The organism is Pseudomonas sp. B6002 (assembly GCF_013385985.1).
Taxonomy (GTDB): Bacteria; Pseudomonadota; Gammaproteobacteria; order Pseudomonadales; family Pseudomonadaceae; genus Aquipseudomonas.
In genome coordinates this window covers 1-13,884 of the sequence record NZ_JACAOY010000015.1, presented here as the reverse complement: position 1 = coordinate 13,884, position 13,884 = coordinate 1, and the positions used below count along the sequence as shown (strand labels likewise).

Here is a 13,884-nt window from a genome sequence, read left to right as displayed (position 1 = left end):
CTCACGGACCAATCGCCGGCAAGCCGGCTCCTACAGGGGGGTGGTGGAGCCTCGGACGATGAGTTCGGGCAGGAAGTCCAGGGTGCGCGTCGGCTCGGTGTCGCCGCGCAGGCGCTTGAGCAGGCAGTCGAATGCCGTGGCGCCAATGGCCTGAGTCGGTTGGGCGAGGGCGGTAATGCCGCTGCCGACCAATGGGTACCAATCCAGGTCATCCAGGGCGATCAGGCCGACCTCGTTGAACAGGTCGCAACCGAGGTTTTTCAAGGCGCGGGTACAGGCCAGCGCGGCAACGCCGTTGCCACAGAACAGCGCTTTGGCGCCGGGTTTGGCGAGGAAGGTGTGCAGGTGGTTTTCCAACGCCTCATCGAGTTCCAACACGGCGCCGGTCAGGCCGGGGCGCTTGGCAATTTCGGCCTTGAAGCTGGCCTGGCGCTCGAGCCGTGAGCTGGTGCCATCGGTGGTTTCGCTGACCATCAACACGTCGCGATAACCCTGTTGCTGCAAATGCTCGACGGCCATGCGCACGGCGGCCGGGTTGTCCAGCCCCACCAGGTCGCTGTGCAAGGGCTCGACCTTGCGGTCCACCAGCACCAGGGGCATTTCCCGCTGCAGTTCGAGCAATTGGTCGAGGTGATGGCCGAGGGTGTTCACGATCAAGCCTTCGATGTTGTACGAACGCAGTGCTGCCAGGTGCTGGCGTTCCTGCTCGTCATCGCGGTCGGTGTTGCACACCACCAGGCTGTAGCCGTGTTGGCGACAGGCGGTTTCGACGCCGTGCATCACGGCAATGGAATAGGGGTTGCGGATATCGGCCACCAGCATGCCGATCAGACGGGTGCGCCCGCGTTTGAGGCCACGGGCCATCTGGTTGGGGCGGTAGCCGAGATGTTCGATGGCTTGCTCGATGCGCAGGGCAATGGCATCGGAGAGCAGGGCGCGGTCGTCGCCGATGAAGCGCGACACGCTGGCCTTGGACACACCGGCCCGTTCGGCAACATCGAGCATGGTGACGCGGCTGCGCTGGGCGGCAGAAAAAGTGTTCACGGCCATCGACCTTCTGTTTTTATTGGAATGACTGAAACCGGTTTCAGGAAACCATCAAATGAGGAAAGTCGTCAAGCTGTTGTAGGACAAAGCCTGACAGCCGGTGCTTCACACCACCACGCTCAGCCACGTGGCCGCCAGCAGTAAAACCGCCATGCCCCGGTTGAAGCGCTGCATCGCCCTGGGCGACCGAAACACCCGCGCAGAACCCACGCCCAGCAGCGCCCAGGTGCCCAGGCACGGCATGGAGACGAGGAAAAACACCAGGGACAGCAGCACCACCTGGCCTTGGCGTTCAGCCCCGTGGCCGGCAAACACGCTGACCACTGCGACAGCCATCATCCAGGTTTTCGGGTTGATCACCTGCAGGGAGGCGGCGCCGATCAGGCCAAGGGGCTTTTCAGTGGCATTCACTTCGACGGCCTGGGGCGGCGCACGGTAGATCTGCCAGGCCAGGTAGCTCAGCCACGCCACGCCGAACCCTTGCAGCGCGGTCTGCACCCGGGGCAGTTGCACCAGGGACTGGCCGACCCCGGTCCCTACCAGCAACACCAGGCCTGCCGCACCGGCGCAGGCGCCGAAAATGATCGGCACTGCAGCCTTCAGGCCATACCGCGCGCTGTTGCTCAGCACCAGGATGTTGGTGGGGCCAGGGGTGATCGAGGCGACAAATGCAAACAGCATGAAAGGCAACAACGTGGACAGCATGGCGGGTGACTCCGGTAAACCCATCGATGGAGTCGATCTTCACAAGCCCGCGTACTACCTGTCTGGAAGATTTGAGCAGCGCTTGCGGTAAGCAGCAGGCGTGAGGCCATAGGCGCGCACGAACCAGCGGCCAAGGTGGCTCTGGTCAGCAAACCCCAGGGCAATCGCCACGTCGGCGGGCTGCTCACCCTTGGCCAGCCAATGCCGGGCGCGGGCCAGGCGCAGTTGCACCAGATAAGCATGGGGCGGGAGGCCAAACGCGCTCTTGAACGCACGGGTCAGGCGGAAACGGTCGACGCCACAGGCCAGCGCCAACTCGTCCATGCCCACGTCCTGGTGCAGGTGTGCATGCAAATATTCCCGGGCCTTGTGCGCCACCAACGGCAGGCGCGGGTCGTCGCGGTAACGGGTACGCCAATGGAGTTGCCCGGTGAGCTGTTCCAGCAATTGGTCGGTGGCGCGCTGGCGCACGATGCGCAGTTCATTGCTGTGCAGGGTCTGGAAGGCGTGGCTGGTGGCGTGTGCCAGGCGGGGATCATTGATCAACGTGCTGACCACACTCAGTTGGCTGTTGACCGGTGCCTCTTCAAACACCGCGCTCACTTCCCGCGCCAACCACTGCGGGTCGAGGTAGAGCATGTGGTAGGTAAAGCCGTCTGCGGTGGGCGCGTCGCCGTCATGCAACTCGCCGGGCTCGACCAGAAACACCTGGCCCGGCGTGCTGTTGTGCCGGGTGCGGCGGCAGTTGAATTGCTGCACGCCTTGCTCGGTCACGCCAATGAGGTAGCTGTCATGCCAATGGGGATCGTAGGCGTGGCCCTCGAAATGCGCGCGCAGGGTCTCGATGCCGGTGTCGGCGTCCTGGGACAGGTCGATCCAATTGTGCGCGGCCATGACTCACCGAGACGAATAAGGTCTGCCATTAGCGCCCGGTAGTGGGCGGGCGTCTAGAAGGTTTGTGCAGCGTCAACCGAACAGCCCGGCCGCGATGTTGATCGAAAACCCCAGGATCGCGGTGTTGAACAGAAAGCCGATCAACGACTGCCCCAGCACCACCTTGCGCAGGCTGCGCGTGGCGACACCCACATCCGACGTTTGCACCGCCACGCCGATGGTGAACGAGAAGTACAGGAAGTCCCAGTAATTGGGGGTTGTCAGGCCCTCGGCAAAGCGCAGCGCCGGTTCCTTGCCGTCCCAGGTGTAATAAAGCCGCGCGTAATGCACGCTGAATATCACCCCGATCAACAACCATGAGCCAATCACCGTCAAGCCGGTAAAGCCGTAATGCAGCAGGCGTGCGGTGGTGGGCAGGTCCTTGCTGCCGACCAGTTCAAAGGTGATGGTTGCCAGGCTGGCAATGGCCGCGATACACACCACGAACAGCACCAGGCCGGCGTTTTCATCTTCGATTTCGGCGATGCGCTTCACGTCCGGCGCCTTGGCGCGGATGGTCAGCCACAGCATCAGCACCAGGTAGGTCCACACGCCGGCGTTCCAGCCGATGAGGATTTTGCTGATCACCGTGTCGGCCGGTGCCAGCAGACCCACGGCAATGCCCAGCACGGCAGCGGCGGAAAGGCGAGGGTGGGTGCGGGCGAGGAAGGGCATGGCGGCTCACAGCGGACGGGGTGTGAGCAGACTGTACCCGATCCCGAACGCAACCCATAACCCTTGTAGGAGCCGGCTTGCCAGCGATGGGGCCTTTGAAGACACCATCACCGGCAGGGTGGTGTTGGTCAGTCGGCTTTGTGGCGTTTGCGCACCAGTTTCATCACCACCACAAAGAACACCGGCACAAACACCACTGCCAGCGTCGCCGTGATCATCCCGCCGATCACCCCGGTACCAATCGCCTGTTGGCTCGCCGAGCTGGCCCCGGTGGCAATCGCCAGCGGCACTACGCCGAGGATGAACGCCAGGGACGTCATGATGATTGGCCGCAGGCGCAGCCGCGCCGCCTTCAGCGTGGCGTCGATCAGGTCTTCGCCTTGCTCGTACAGGTCCTTGGCAAACTCGATGATCAGGATCGCGTTCTTCGCCGACAGGCCGATGATGGTGATCAGGCCCACCTTGAAAAACACATCGTTGGGCATGCCGCGCAAGGTCACCGCCAGCACCGCACCGAGCACGCCCAGTGGCACCACCAGCAGCACCGAGGTCGGGATCGACCAGCTTTCATAAAGCGCCGCCAAACACAGGAACACGATCAGCAGCGACAGGCCCAGCAGCAACGGCGCCTGGGAACCGGACAAACGTTCCTGCAGCGACAACCCGGTCCATTCCTGGCCCAGGCCGGCCGGCAGCTGGCTGACCAGGCGCTGAATCTCTTCCATCGCCTGGCCGGTGCTGTGCCCCGGGGCCGCTTCGCCGGAAATCGCGATGGCCGGGTAGCCGTTGTAGCGCGTCAACTGCGCCGGGCCCTGGGTCCACTTGGCTTCGACAAACGCCGACAGCGGCACCATCTTCCCGGCGTTGTTGCGCACGTGGATCTTCATCAAATCCGCCACCTGGCTGCGCTGGTCGCCTTCGGCCTGCACCACCACCCGCTGCATGCGGCCCTGGTTGGGGAAGTCGTTGATGTAGGCCGAGCCGATCGCCGAGGACAGCACGTTGCCCACATCCGCGAACGAGACGCCCAGCGCATTCGCCTGTTTGCGGTCCACTTCCAGTTGCACCTGCGGCGCCTCAGCCAGGGCGCTTTCGCGCACGTTGGCCAGGATCGGGCTCTTCTCGGCCGCCGCGAGCAGCTGCGAGCGGGCGGCCATCAATGCGGCGTGGCCCACACCGCCACGGTCTTGCAGGCGGAATTCAAAGCCGCTGGACGTGCCCAGGCCATCCACCGGAGGCGGCAGGATCGCGTAGGCAATCGCATCTTTAAGCTCGCTGAACGCGGCGTTGGCCCGGTCGGCAATCGCCGAGGCCGAGTCGTCGCCGCTGCGCTGGGACCAATCCTTAAGGGTGGTAAACGCCAGCGCGGCGTTCTGCCCGGAACCGGAGAAGCTGAAACCCATGATCATGGTGGTGTCGCCCACCCCAGGCTCCCCGGCGTTGTGCGCCTCGATCTGTTCGGCGACCTGCACCGTGCGGTTCTTGCTCGCGCCGGGGGGCAGTTGGATATCGGTGATGGTGTAGCCCTGGTCTTCCACCGGCAGGAACGAGGAGGGCAGGCGCGTGAACATCAGCCCGAGGCCCACCAGCAGCACCAGGTAAATCAGCAGGTAGCGGCCGCTGCGCTTGAGGGCGTAGGCCACCCAGCCTTCGTAGCGGTTGGTGAGCTGTTCAAAGCGCTGGTTGAACCAGCCGAAGAAGCCGCCCTTGGCATGGTGCTCGCCCTGGGGGATCGGCTTGAGCAGCGTGGCACACAGCGCGGGGGTCAAGGTCAGGGCGAGAAAGGCCGAAAACAGGATCGAGGTGGCCATCGACAGCGAGAACTGTTGGTAGATCACCCCCACCGAACCCGGCATGAACGCCATCGGCAGGAACACCGCCACCAGCACCAGGGTGATACCGACGATGGCGCCGGTGATCTGGCCCATGGCTTTGCGCGTGGCGTCCTTGGGCGACAGGCCCTCGGTGGCCATGATGCGCTCCACGTTTTCCACCACCACAATGGCGTCGTCCACCAGGATGCCGATGGCCAAGACCATGCCGAACATGGTCAGCACGTTGATCGAAAAGCCCAGCAGCAACATGGTGGCGAACGTGCCCATCAACGCCACCGGCACCACCAGGGTCGGGATCAGCGTATAGCGCACGTTCTGCAGGAACAGGAACATCACCGCAAACACCAGTGCCATGGCTTCCAGCAAGGTGTAGACCACCTTGGTGATCGAGACCTTGACGAACGGCGAGGTGTCGTACGGGATCTTGTATTCCACATTGGCCGGGAAGTAGCGCGACAGTTCGTCCATCTTCGCCCGCACCAGGTTGGCGGTGTTCAGCGCGTTGGCGCCCGGGGCCAGTTGCACGCTGACGGCGGTGGACGGCTTGCCGTTCAGGCGCGTGGAGAACTGGTATTCCTGGCTGCCGACTTCCACGCGCGCCACGTCGCCGACGCGCACGGTGGAGCCGTCGGGGTTGGCCTTGAGCACGATGTCGGCAAACTCGGCCGGCGTGGACAATTGGCCCTTGACCAGGATCGCCGCGGTGATTTCCTGGGTCCTGGTGCCCGGCAGGTCGCCGATGCTGCCGGCCGAGACCTGGGCGTTCTGCGCGCTGATCGCGGCATTCACATCGGCCGGCGTCAGGTTGAAACCCACCAGTTTCTGCGGGTCGATCCAGATGCGCATCGCGCGCTCGGCGCCATACAGCTGCGCCTTGCCCACGCCATCGAGGCGCTTGAGCTCGTTCATCACGTTGCGCGCCAGGTAATCGCTGAGCGCAACGTCATCGAGCTTGCCGTCGTTGGAGGTCAGGGTCACCAGCAACAGGAAACCGGCGGAGACTTTCTCCACCTGCAAACCTTGCTGGGTCACCGCCTGGGGCAGGCGTGGCTCCACCGCCTTGAGGCGGTTTTGCACATCCACCTGGGCCATTTCCGGGTCGGTGCCTGGCTGGAAGGTGGCGGTGATGGTCGCTGAACCCAGGCTGCTCTGGGATTCGAAATACAGCAGGTGATCGGCGCCATTGAGCTCTTGCTCGATCAGGCTGACCACGCTTTCGTCCAGGGTCTGGGCCGACGCGCCCGGGTATACCGCGTAGATTTCGACTTTGGGCGGCGCAACGTTGGGGTACTGGGCCACCGGCAACTGCGGGATGGCCAACGCGCCGGCCAGCAGGATAAACAGGGCCACCACCCAGGCGAAGATCGGGCGGTCAATAAAGAACTGCGGCATGGCGGGTTATTCCTTTACCAGATGGCCCGAGGCAGGGCTGTCATCCACTTCGACTTTTTCACCGGGGCGCGCATGTTGCAGGCCTTCGACGACAATGCGGTCACCGGGCTTGAGGCCGCTGCTGACGATCCAGCGGTCCTCGATCACCGCGCCCAGTTCCACCGGCTGCTGGCTCACGGTCTGCTCGGCGTCCAGCAGCAACACCATGGGGATGCCCGCGCTGTCACGGGTGATGGCGCGTTGCGGCACGCTGATGCCTTGCTTGTCGACGGCTTGTTCCAAACGCACCCGCACAAAACTGCCGGGCAGCAGGTCGAGGTCCGGGTTGGGGAATTCGCTGCGCAGGATGATCTGCCCGGTGCCCGGGTCGACGCTGATCTCGGCGAACAGCAGCTTGCCCGGCAGCGGGTAAAGGCTGCCGTCGTCCTGGATCAGCGTGGCCTTGGCCTGGTCCTGGCCAACCTGCTTCAGGCTGCCGGCACGGAAGGCGCGGCGCAGGTCATTGAGTTCGCGGGTGGACTGGGTGAGGTCGGCGTGGATCGGGTCCAGTTGCTGAATGATCGCCAGTGGCGTGGCCTCGTTCTGGCCCACCAACGCGCCCTCGGTCACCAGTGCGCGACCGATGCGCCCGGAAATCGGCGCGGTCACGGTGGCATAGCCCAGGTTCAGCTTGGCGCGCTCCACGGCGGCCTTGTTGGCGGCGACTTCGGCGTTGGTCTGGCGCAGGTTGGCGCGGGCGTTGTCGTAGTCCTGGGCGCTGATGGCGTTGCCTTCCACCAGTTGGCTGTAGCGTTGCTCTTGCAGGCGCGCCTGGAAGGCATTGGCTTCGGCCTTGCTCAGATTGGCCTGGGCGCTGTCGAGGTCGGCCTTGAACGGGGCCGGGTCGATGCGAAACAGCACGTCGCCCTGTTTCACGTCGTGGCCTTCCTTGAACACCCGCTGCATCACCACGCCCGCCACCCGTGCGCGCACTTCGGCGATACGCGGCGCGGCAATGCGCCCGCTCAGTTCGCTGGTGATGGAGAGGGGCTTGGCCTGCAGGGTTTCGATGCGGACCTTGGCCAGGGGCATTTCCGGCGCTTGCTCGGCGGACTTGTCACAGGCACTCAAGGCCAGCGTCAGGGCCAGCAGGCAAAACGGCGCAAACAGATTCTTCGACATGCTCATATCCCAATATTGACTGGCGCATCCTAAAGACACCTGCGCCGTGGTGCTGTGAAGCTGTGTAGGGCGTGTGTGAAGAAATGTAAGGTGCGGCCCATAGTCCGCAAAGGGCGTATATCCTTGCACAATCCTGCAAACAACAAAGATCAAAATGTGGGAGCACGGCTTCTGTGTAGGAGCTGGCTTGCCTGCGATGCAGTCACCTCGGTCTCCCTGCGAAAATGAGGTGATGCTATCGCAGGCAAGCCAGCTCCCACACAAGCCCGCTGCCATATGGGTCTTTGCTCAGCCTACGAACCGTATTATCTGGAAACACCATGCCCAACATCCTCCTGGTGGAAGACGACGCCGCACTCTCCGAGCTGATTGCCAGCTACCTGGAGCGCAATGGCTACCACGTCAGCGTACTCAGCCGTGGCGACCATGTGCGCGAACGTGCGCGCCTCAACCCACCGGACCTGGTGATCCTCGACCTGATGCTGCCCGGCCTCGACGGACTGCAAGTGTGCCGCCTGCTGCGCGCCGATTCGGCGGGCCTGCCGATCCTGATGCTCACCGCCCGCGACGACAGCCACGACCAGGTGCTGGGCCTGGAAATGGGCGCCGACGACTACGTCACCAAACCGTGCGAGCCCCGCGTGCTGCTGGCCCGTGTGCGCACGCTGTTGCGCCGCAGCAGCCTGTCCGAGCCCCTGGCGGCCAACGACCAGATCATCATGGGCAACCTGTGCATCGACCTGTCGGAGCGCACCGTGACCTGGCGCGAACAGGCGGTCGAGCTGTCCAGCGGCGAATACAACCTGCTGGTGGTGTTGGCCCGGCACGCCGGCGAAGTGCTCAGCCGCGACCAGATCCTGCAACGCCTGCGCGGTATCGAGTTCAACGGCACCGACCGCTCGGTGGACGTGGCCATTTCCAAGCTGCGTCGCAAGTTCGACGACCATGCCGGCGAAGCGCGCAAGATCAAGACGGTGTGGGGCAAGGGCTACCTGTTCAGTCGCTCCGAGTGGGAATGCTGATCCATGTTTCGTGTGCTGCTACGCCTCTACCTGATCACCATCGTCACCTACAGCGCGGCGATCTACCTGATCCCCAAGGGGGTGATCCAGGTGTTCGAACACCGCTACATGAACTACAACATCGAGCAGTCCCGCGGCCAGCAGAAGCTGATCGTCAAGCAGTACCTGCGGGCGCCGGTGGAGCGCTGGTCCCAGGTCACCGAGCAACTGGGGCGTGATTTTGCCCCGCTGAAAGTGCAACTGCTGCTGCGCCAGGACGCCAGCTACACCCCCGCCGAAGAGCTGCTGCTGGAACAAGGCAAACCGGTGATCCGCCTGGGCGAGTGGGGCTGGATGGAAGAGGTCAGCTCGCCGATCAATGCGCAGTTCGTGGTCAAGCTGACGATCCCGCCCGACCCGATGGACATGAACCTGCTGTACTGGGTGATCAACGTACTGATCGTCGCCGCCTTGCTCGCCTGCCTGCTGGTGTGGCTGCGCCCGCACTGGCGTGATCTGGAGCGCCTCAAGAGCACGGCCGCGCAACTGGGCAAAGGCAACCTCAGCGAGCGTACGCAGATTCCGCCCAGCTCCAACATCGGCAGCCTGGCGTCGGTGTTCGACACCATGGCCGATGACATCGAACACCTGCTCAACCAGCAGCGCGACCTGCTCAATGCGGTCTCCCACGAATTACGCACGCCGCTGACCCGCCTGGATTTCGGCCTGGCCCTGGCACTGTCAGAAGACTTGCCGCCCGCCGGTCGCGAGCGCCTGCAAAGCCTGGTGGCGCACATTCGTGAGCTGGATGAACTGGTGCTGGAGTTGCTGTCCTACAGCCGCCTGCAAAACCCGGCGCAATTACCGGAGCGGGTGGAGGTGGTACTCGATGAATTCATCGACAGCGTGTTGGGCAGCGTCGACGATGAGCTGGAAAACCCCGAGATTGTGATCGACGTGGCGCTGGACTGCGCGGTGGAGCGCTTCAGCCTCGACCCGCGCCTCACTGCGCGCGCCCTGCAGAACCTGCTGCGCAATGCCACGCGTTACTGCGACAAGCGTATCCAGGTCGGCGTCAAGGTGTGCGCCAACGGCTGTGAGATCTGGGTGGATGACGATGGCATCGGCATACCGGTGGACCAGCGTGAGCGCATCTTCGAGCCGTTCTACCGCCTGGACCGCAGCCGCGACCGCGCCACCGGTGGCTTCGGCCTGGGCCTGGCGATCAGCCGGCGCGCCCTCGAGGCCCAGGGCGGCACTTTGACTGCCCTGGCATCGCCGCTGGGCGGGGCGCGGTTTCGCGTGTGGTTGCCCACCGTCAGCTGATCACAGCACCTTCACCGCACGGCCGATGGCCTGGATCGGCCCCGTCGGTTTGCCGGTGGGCGAGCCGTGCGGGTCTTCCAGGGTCAGTTCGAACAGCTGGTTTGGGCTGAGCGGCGGCAGCGTGTCCAGAGGCACCGACAGCGTCTCCCCAGGCTTGACCAACCCCAGCGATACCGGGCCTTGCCAGCCATCGCCCTTGGTCCAGAACTGCAAGGCCTTGTCGGCCGGCACGTGCATCGTGCCCAGCGGGATCAATTGAATGCGTTGATTGTTACTGGCCTGGATCACCCAGCCCGGTGCCTGGTTTTGCGGGGCCACCAGCACCACGACAAAGGTCGGTTCGGCAGTGGGCGGGCGGGTCAGCAACAACGCCGTCAGGACCAGTGTGGCGACCAAGCCGGCGCTGGCCAAACCGCGCCACACCGCCAACAGATCCCACCACGGTGTGCGCGCCGTCGCGATATGGCGTTCGATGCGCTGCCACAGGTGCGCCGAAGGCGGTACGGGTTCCGCGAGGGCGGTCAGTGGCAACAAGCGCTGCTCCCAGGCATCGACCGCCGCGCGCAGTGGCGCATCATGGGGCAGGCGCTGTTCCACCTCGGCACGCTGTTCGGCGGGCAGGGTGCCCAGCACGTATTCGCTGGCCAGTTCGTCCAGTGGGTTACTCATGCCATGCACTCCCGCAGCGCGGCGAGGCTGCGTTTGATCCAGGCTTTGACCGTCCCCAGCGGGGTGTCGAGTTTCCGGGCGATTTCGCTGTGGGAAAAACCGTCGACGTAGGCATGCAGAATGCAGCTGCGGCGGGCGGGGTCGAGCTGTTCCAGGCAGGTGTGGATCTGCCCCGAACGTGCAGCGAATTCAAAGGTGTCGTTTACAGCGACTTGCTCGTGTTCGTCGCCCAAGGGGACTTCGCGGTAATGGTTGCGCACGGCATTGAGCGCCAGGTGCCGGGTCACGCTGAACACCCAGCCACGGGCCGAGCCGCGACGGGGGTCAAAGCTGCCGGCGCCGCGCCAGATCTTGATGAACGCGTCATGCACGATATCTTCAGCCAGCGACTTGTCCCGCGCGATGCGCAGCGCCACGCCGAGCAAGCGACTGCTGTCGTGCTCATAGAGCCGGCGCAAGGCACGGTGATCGCCCCGGGCGCAGGCCAGCAGGCAGGCTTCGTAATCAAAATCGACTTCTGGCAAAGACACGTATTCCCACCACCGTAATATCGAACACCGCCCCTTGTAGGAGCTGGCTTGCCAGCGATGGCGGCGTTCCAGCCGACCTATTCCTCTACTGGTTCACCGCCATCGCCGGCAAGCCGGCTCCTACAGGGGGCAGCGTAGTCGAGTTTGCTCAGTTGGCGGCCCAGAAGATGTAGTCCGCCTGGTACTTCACGACTTCCTGCTTGCCCTTGTTGGCCGCCGTGCATTCGCTGCTCGGTGCCACGCCGCCCTTGAGGGCGACCCGCTGGATGTAACTCACGCCACTCATGGCGCCTTTGCCTTCAGCCGGGTTGGCCTTGACCAATTGATAGGGCAGGTTGCCCGCACCCGACGGCGCCACGGCCAATTGTGTACCGGTCACTTTCGAGCCGTCCTGGGCCTGCCAGGTGGCCGGTGGGCCGAAATAGGTGCCCACCTGCTTGCCACTGCGATCATTGAGCACCGCCTTGGGCCCGACAAAGGTCCATTCGACTTGGCCCGCCGCGTTGGCCTTGTCGCGGCATTCGTAAGTGATTTCGCCTACGCCTGTGGTCTCCAGCGCCACCTTGTGGCCATCCGGCACCTTGATGCTGTCGGGAAGGCCGGTCTGGGCGAAAGCGGACGGCGCAGTGGCGAGCAGGGCAGTCAGGCAGAGCAGGGCTTTAGCGTTCATGGGTGACTCTCCATTGGGTAGAACAGCAGGGTTGCTGCAGGGACTACCCAGGGAAGGCACGATTGGATGCACCGATTAGAAAATAAACGGTTGAGGGCGCACACTGTGGCCCCCGCTATACCTGAGGAGAGATTGGCAATGACTGGTGTTCACACGTCTGCTCAACAGGGTTTCTCGACCCAGGCCGTCACCTACGCCCAAGGCCGGCCCGACTATCCGCGACAACTCACCGGCTGGCTGACCGACGCGCTGCACATCGATGCGCAGGCCACGGTGATCGACCTGGGCGCCGGCACCGGCAAATTCACCCGCTTGCTCAGCAGCCTGGCGCCGACGCTGATTGCCGTCGAACCGGTGGCGGCCATGGGCGAACAGTTGCGTAAGCTCTTGCCGGAGGTGCGCTTGCTCAACGGCACCGCCGAATCGATCCCCCTGGAATCAGCCAGTGCCGATGCAGTGGTCTGCGCCCAGGCCTTCCACTGGTTCTCCACCGAGGCGGCACTGGCAGAAATCCATCGCGTGCTCAAACCCGACGGGCATCTTGGCCTGGTGTGGAATGTGCGCGATGAGTCGGTGGATTGGGTGGCGGCGATCACCGAGATCATCACGCCTTATGAAGGCGACACCCCGCGTTTTCATACTGGCCGTTGGCGTGAGGCCTTCACCGGCGAGTATTTTTCCGCACCGCAGATGACTTGTTTTCCCTACCACCATGTAGGCAGCCCGCAAGAAGTAATCATGGATCGCTTCCTGTCGGTGAGCTTTATCGCGGCCTTGCCGGCTGCCGAAAAAGCCACGGTCACGGCGCAGTTGCAGGCGTTGATCGAGACCCACCCAGCGCTGCAGGGGCGTGACACCGTGGCGTTTCCTTATCAGACCCAAGCCTATGTCTGCCAGCGACTGGCGAAAAAGGCATAAAGTCAGATCACATTGATATAAGTCGTTATAAGAAAAATCGCTATCCTGCGGCCAGAAATTTATAAGGCCGCAGGTAGCTGTAATGGATGTGGGTAATGTTGGTTTCGTGGTGGCTGGCCTGATCGTTGGTTTTATCGTCGGCATGACGGGTGTAGGCGGGGGCTCGTTGATGACGCCGATCCTGCTGTGGTTCGGGATCAACCCGGCCACTGCCGTGGGCACCGACCTGTTGTACGCGGCTATCACCAAGTCCGGTGGTGTGCTGGTGCACAGCAAGAACAAGAATATCGACTGGACCATCACCGGCTGGCTGACCCTGGGCAGCGTGCCAGCGGTGCTGCTGACTTTGTGGTTCCTCGCCAGCCTGCATACCGACCCTAGTGCGATGAATGCGGTGATCAAGCAGGCGTTGGGTTTTGTGCTGTTGCTGACGGCCCTGGCGATCCTGTTCAAGAAAAGCTTGTTGGCTTTTGCTCAGCGGCATGCGGGTGATAGCTATCACATGAGCCCGCGTAACCTGAATGCGCTGACCGTGGTGACGGGTGCGATCTTGGGGACCATGGTTGCGTTGACGTCCATCGGCGCTGGGGCGCTGGGGACTGTGGCGTTGTTTATCCTTTATCCGTTCCTGGCTACCCGGCGGTTGGTGGGGACTGAGATTGCCCATGCCGTGCCGCTGACCCTGGTTGCGGGGTTGGGGCATGCGAGCATGGGGAATATGGATTGGCATTTGCTGGGGTTTTTGCTGATGGGGTCGTTGCCGGGGATCTACATTGGCAGTCATATGACGGGGAAGGTGCCGGATGGGGTGTTGCGGCCTTGTTTGGCGGTGATGTTGATGACCATTGGGTATAAGTTGGCGTTTTGATCTTTGGGCATATCCGTTTCTTCGGTTACGGCCGCTATTGGTTCCGCCCTTACGGCGGCTCACTTTTGATAGAGCGCAAAAGTAAGCAAAACGCTCTTGCCCCAACACTCGGCACCTCGCCTAGGCTCGGTGTGCCCGAACGCAGGCTTGAATC

At 63.4% G+C, this 13,884-nt stretch carries 12 protein-coding genes and 1 pseudogene; 4 read left to right on the top strand and 9 right to left on the bottom strand.

Annotated features, from left to right (window positions below; translation table 11 throughout):
• Position 1 precedes the first annotated feature (1 nt).
• The 6 genes and pseudogenes from HX792_RS20145 to HX792_RS20120 form a co-directional block, all read right to left on the bottom strand.
• Positions 2-1,044: pseudogene (locus tag HX792_RS20145) on the bottom strand (LacI family DNA-binding transcriptional regulator).
• A gap of 108 nt (positions 1,045-1,152) precedes the next feature.
• Entirely contained in the window at positions 1,153-1,752 is a 600-nt protein-coding gene (locus tag HX792_RS20140; RefSeq protein ID WP_176997743.1) for a LysE family translocator, read from the bottom strand.
• Between the two features lie 54 nt (positions 1,753-1,806).
• Complete coding sequence (locus tag HX792_RS20135; protein ID WP_176997742.1) at positions 1,807-2,646, bottom strand: AraC family transcriptional regulator; 840 nt, start codon at positions 2,644-2,646, stop codon at positions 1,807-1,809.
• A gap of 72 nt (positions 2,647-2,718) precedes the next feature.
• On the bottom strand, positions 2,719-3,360 hold the full coding sequence (locus tag HX792_RS20130; RefSeq protein WP_176997741.1) for a DUF1345 domain-containing protein: 642 nt from the start codon (positions 3,358-3,360) through the stop codon (positions 2,719-2,721).
• Positions 3,361-3,488: 128 nt separating this feature from the next.
• Positions 3,489-6,587: an efflux RND transporter permease subunit gene (locus HX792_RS20125; protein ID WP_176997740.1), complete on the bottom strand. Its 3,099-nt coding sequence runs from the start codon at positions 6,585-6,587 to the stop codon at positions 3,489-3,491.
• 6 nt (positions 6,588-6,593) lie between these two features.
• Positions 6,594-7,748 (bottom strand): efflux RND transporter periplasmic adaptor subunit, encoded by a 1,155-nt coding sequence (locus HX792_RS20120; protein ID WP_176997739.1) that lies wholly within the window; start codon positions 7,746-7,748, stop codon positions 6,594-6,596.
• A 320-nt stretch (positions 7,749-8,068) separates the two neighbouring features.
• Here HX792_RS20120 and HX792_RS20115 point away from each other — a divergent pair, with 320 nt between their 5' ends.
• Entirely contained in the window at positions 8,069-8,770 is a 702-nt protein-coding gene (locus HX792_RS20115) for a response regulator transcription factor (protein WP_176997738.1), read from the top strand.
• A gap of 3 nt (positions 8,771-8,773) precedes the next feature.
• Positions 8,774-10,075 (top strand): ATP-binding protein, encoded by a 1,302-nt coding sequence (locus HX792_RS20110; protein ID WP_176997737.1) that lies wholly within the window; start codon positions 8,774-8,776, stop codon positions 10,073-10,075.
• Here HX792_RS20110 and HX792_RS20105 read toward each other — a convergent pair whose 3' ends face one another.
• The 3 genes from HX792_RS20105 to HX792_RS20095 form a co-directional block, all read right to left on the bottom strand.
• On the bottom strand, positions 10,076-10,744 hold the full coding sequence (locus HX792_RS20105) for an anti-sigma factor domain-containing protein (RefSeq protein ID WP_176997736.1): 669 nt from the start codon (positions 10,742-10,744) through the stop codon (positions 10,076-10,078). It lies immediately after the preceding gene.
• Complete coding sequence (locus HX792_RS20100; protein ID WP_176997836.1) at positions 10,741-11,268, bottom strand: sigma-70 family RNA polymerase sigma factor; 528 nt, start codon at positions 11,266-11,268, stop codon at positions 10,741-10,743. The genes HX792_RS20105 and HX792_RS20100 overlap by 4 nt, the downstream gene beginning before the upstream one ends.
• A gap of 154 nt (positions 11,269-11,422) precedes the next feature.
• Positions 11,423-11,944 carry a DUF3455 domain-containing protein gene (locus tag HX792_RS20095; RefSeq protein ID WP_176997735.1) on the bottom strand — a complete coding sequence of 174 codons (522 nt, stop codon included), beginning with the start codon at positions 11,942-11,944 and terminating at the stop codon, positions 11,423-11,425.
• 138 nt (positions 11,945-12,082) lie between these two features.
• Between HX792_RS20095 and HX792_RS20090 the strand changes: the two genes are divergently transcribed.
• Positions 12,083-12,862 carry a class I SAM-dependent methyltransferase gene (locus HX792_RS20090; protein ID WP_176997734.1) on the top strand — a complete coding sequence of 260 codons (780 nt, stop codon included), beginning with the start codon at positions 12,083-12,085 and terminating at the stop codon, positions 12,860-12,862.
• Between the two features lie 82 nt (positions 12,863-12,944).
• Positions 12,945-13,730, top strand: coding sequence for a sulfite exporter TauE/SafE family protein (locus HX792_RS20085; RefSeq protein ID WP_176997733.1), 786 nt, complete (start codon positions 12,945-12,947; stop codon positions 13,728-13,730).
• The last annotated feature ends 154 nt before the right edge of the window (positions 13,731-13,884 follow it).

Coding starts and splice junctions, on each gene's coding strand:
- HX792_RS20140 (WP_176997743.1), bottom strand. CDS start 1,752: ATGCTGTCCACGTTGTTGCCTTTCATGCTGTTTGCATTTGTCGCCTCG.
- HX792_RS20135 (WP_176997742.1), bottom strand. CDS start 2,646: ATGGCCGCGCACAATTGGATCGACCTGTCCCAGGACGCCGACACCGGC.
- HX792_RS20130 (WP_176997741.1), bottom strand. CDS start 3,360: ATGCCCTTCCTCGCCCGCACCCACCCTCGCCTTTCCGCCGCTGCCGTG.
- HX792_RS20125 (WP_176997740.1), bottom strand. CDS start 6,587: ATGCCGCAGTTCTTTATTGACCGCCCGATCTTCGCCTGGGTGGTGGCC.
- HX792_RS20120 (WP_176997739.1), bottom strand. CDS start 7,748: ATGTCGAAGAATCTGTTTGCGCCGTTTTGCCTGCTGGCCCTGACGCTG.
- HX792_RS20115 (WP_176997738.1), top strand. CDS start 8,069: ATGCCCAACATCCTCCTGGTGGAAGACGACGCCGCACTCTCCGAGCTG.
- HX792_RS20110 (WP_176997737.1), top strand. CDS start 8,774: ATGTTTCGTGTGCTGCTACGCCTCTACCTGATCACCATCGTCACCTAC.
- HX792_RS20105 (WP_176997736.1), bottom strand. CDS start 10,744: ATGAGTAACCCACTGGACGAACTGGCCAGCGAATACGTGCTGGGCACC.
- HX792_RS20095 (WP_176997735.1), bottom strand. CDS start 11,944: ATGAACGCTAAAGCCCTGCTCTGCCTGACTGCCCTGCTCGCCACTGCG.
- HX792_RS20090 (WP_176997734.1), top strand. CDS start 12,083: ATGACTGGTGTTCACACGTCTGCTCAACAGGGTTTCTCGACCCAGGCC.
- HX792_RS20085 (WP_176997733.1), top strand. CDS start 12,945: ATGGATGTGGGTAATGTTGGTTTCGTGGTGGCTGGCCTGATCGTTGGT.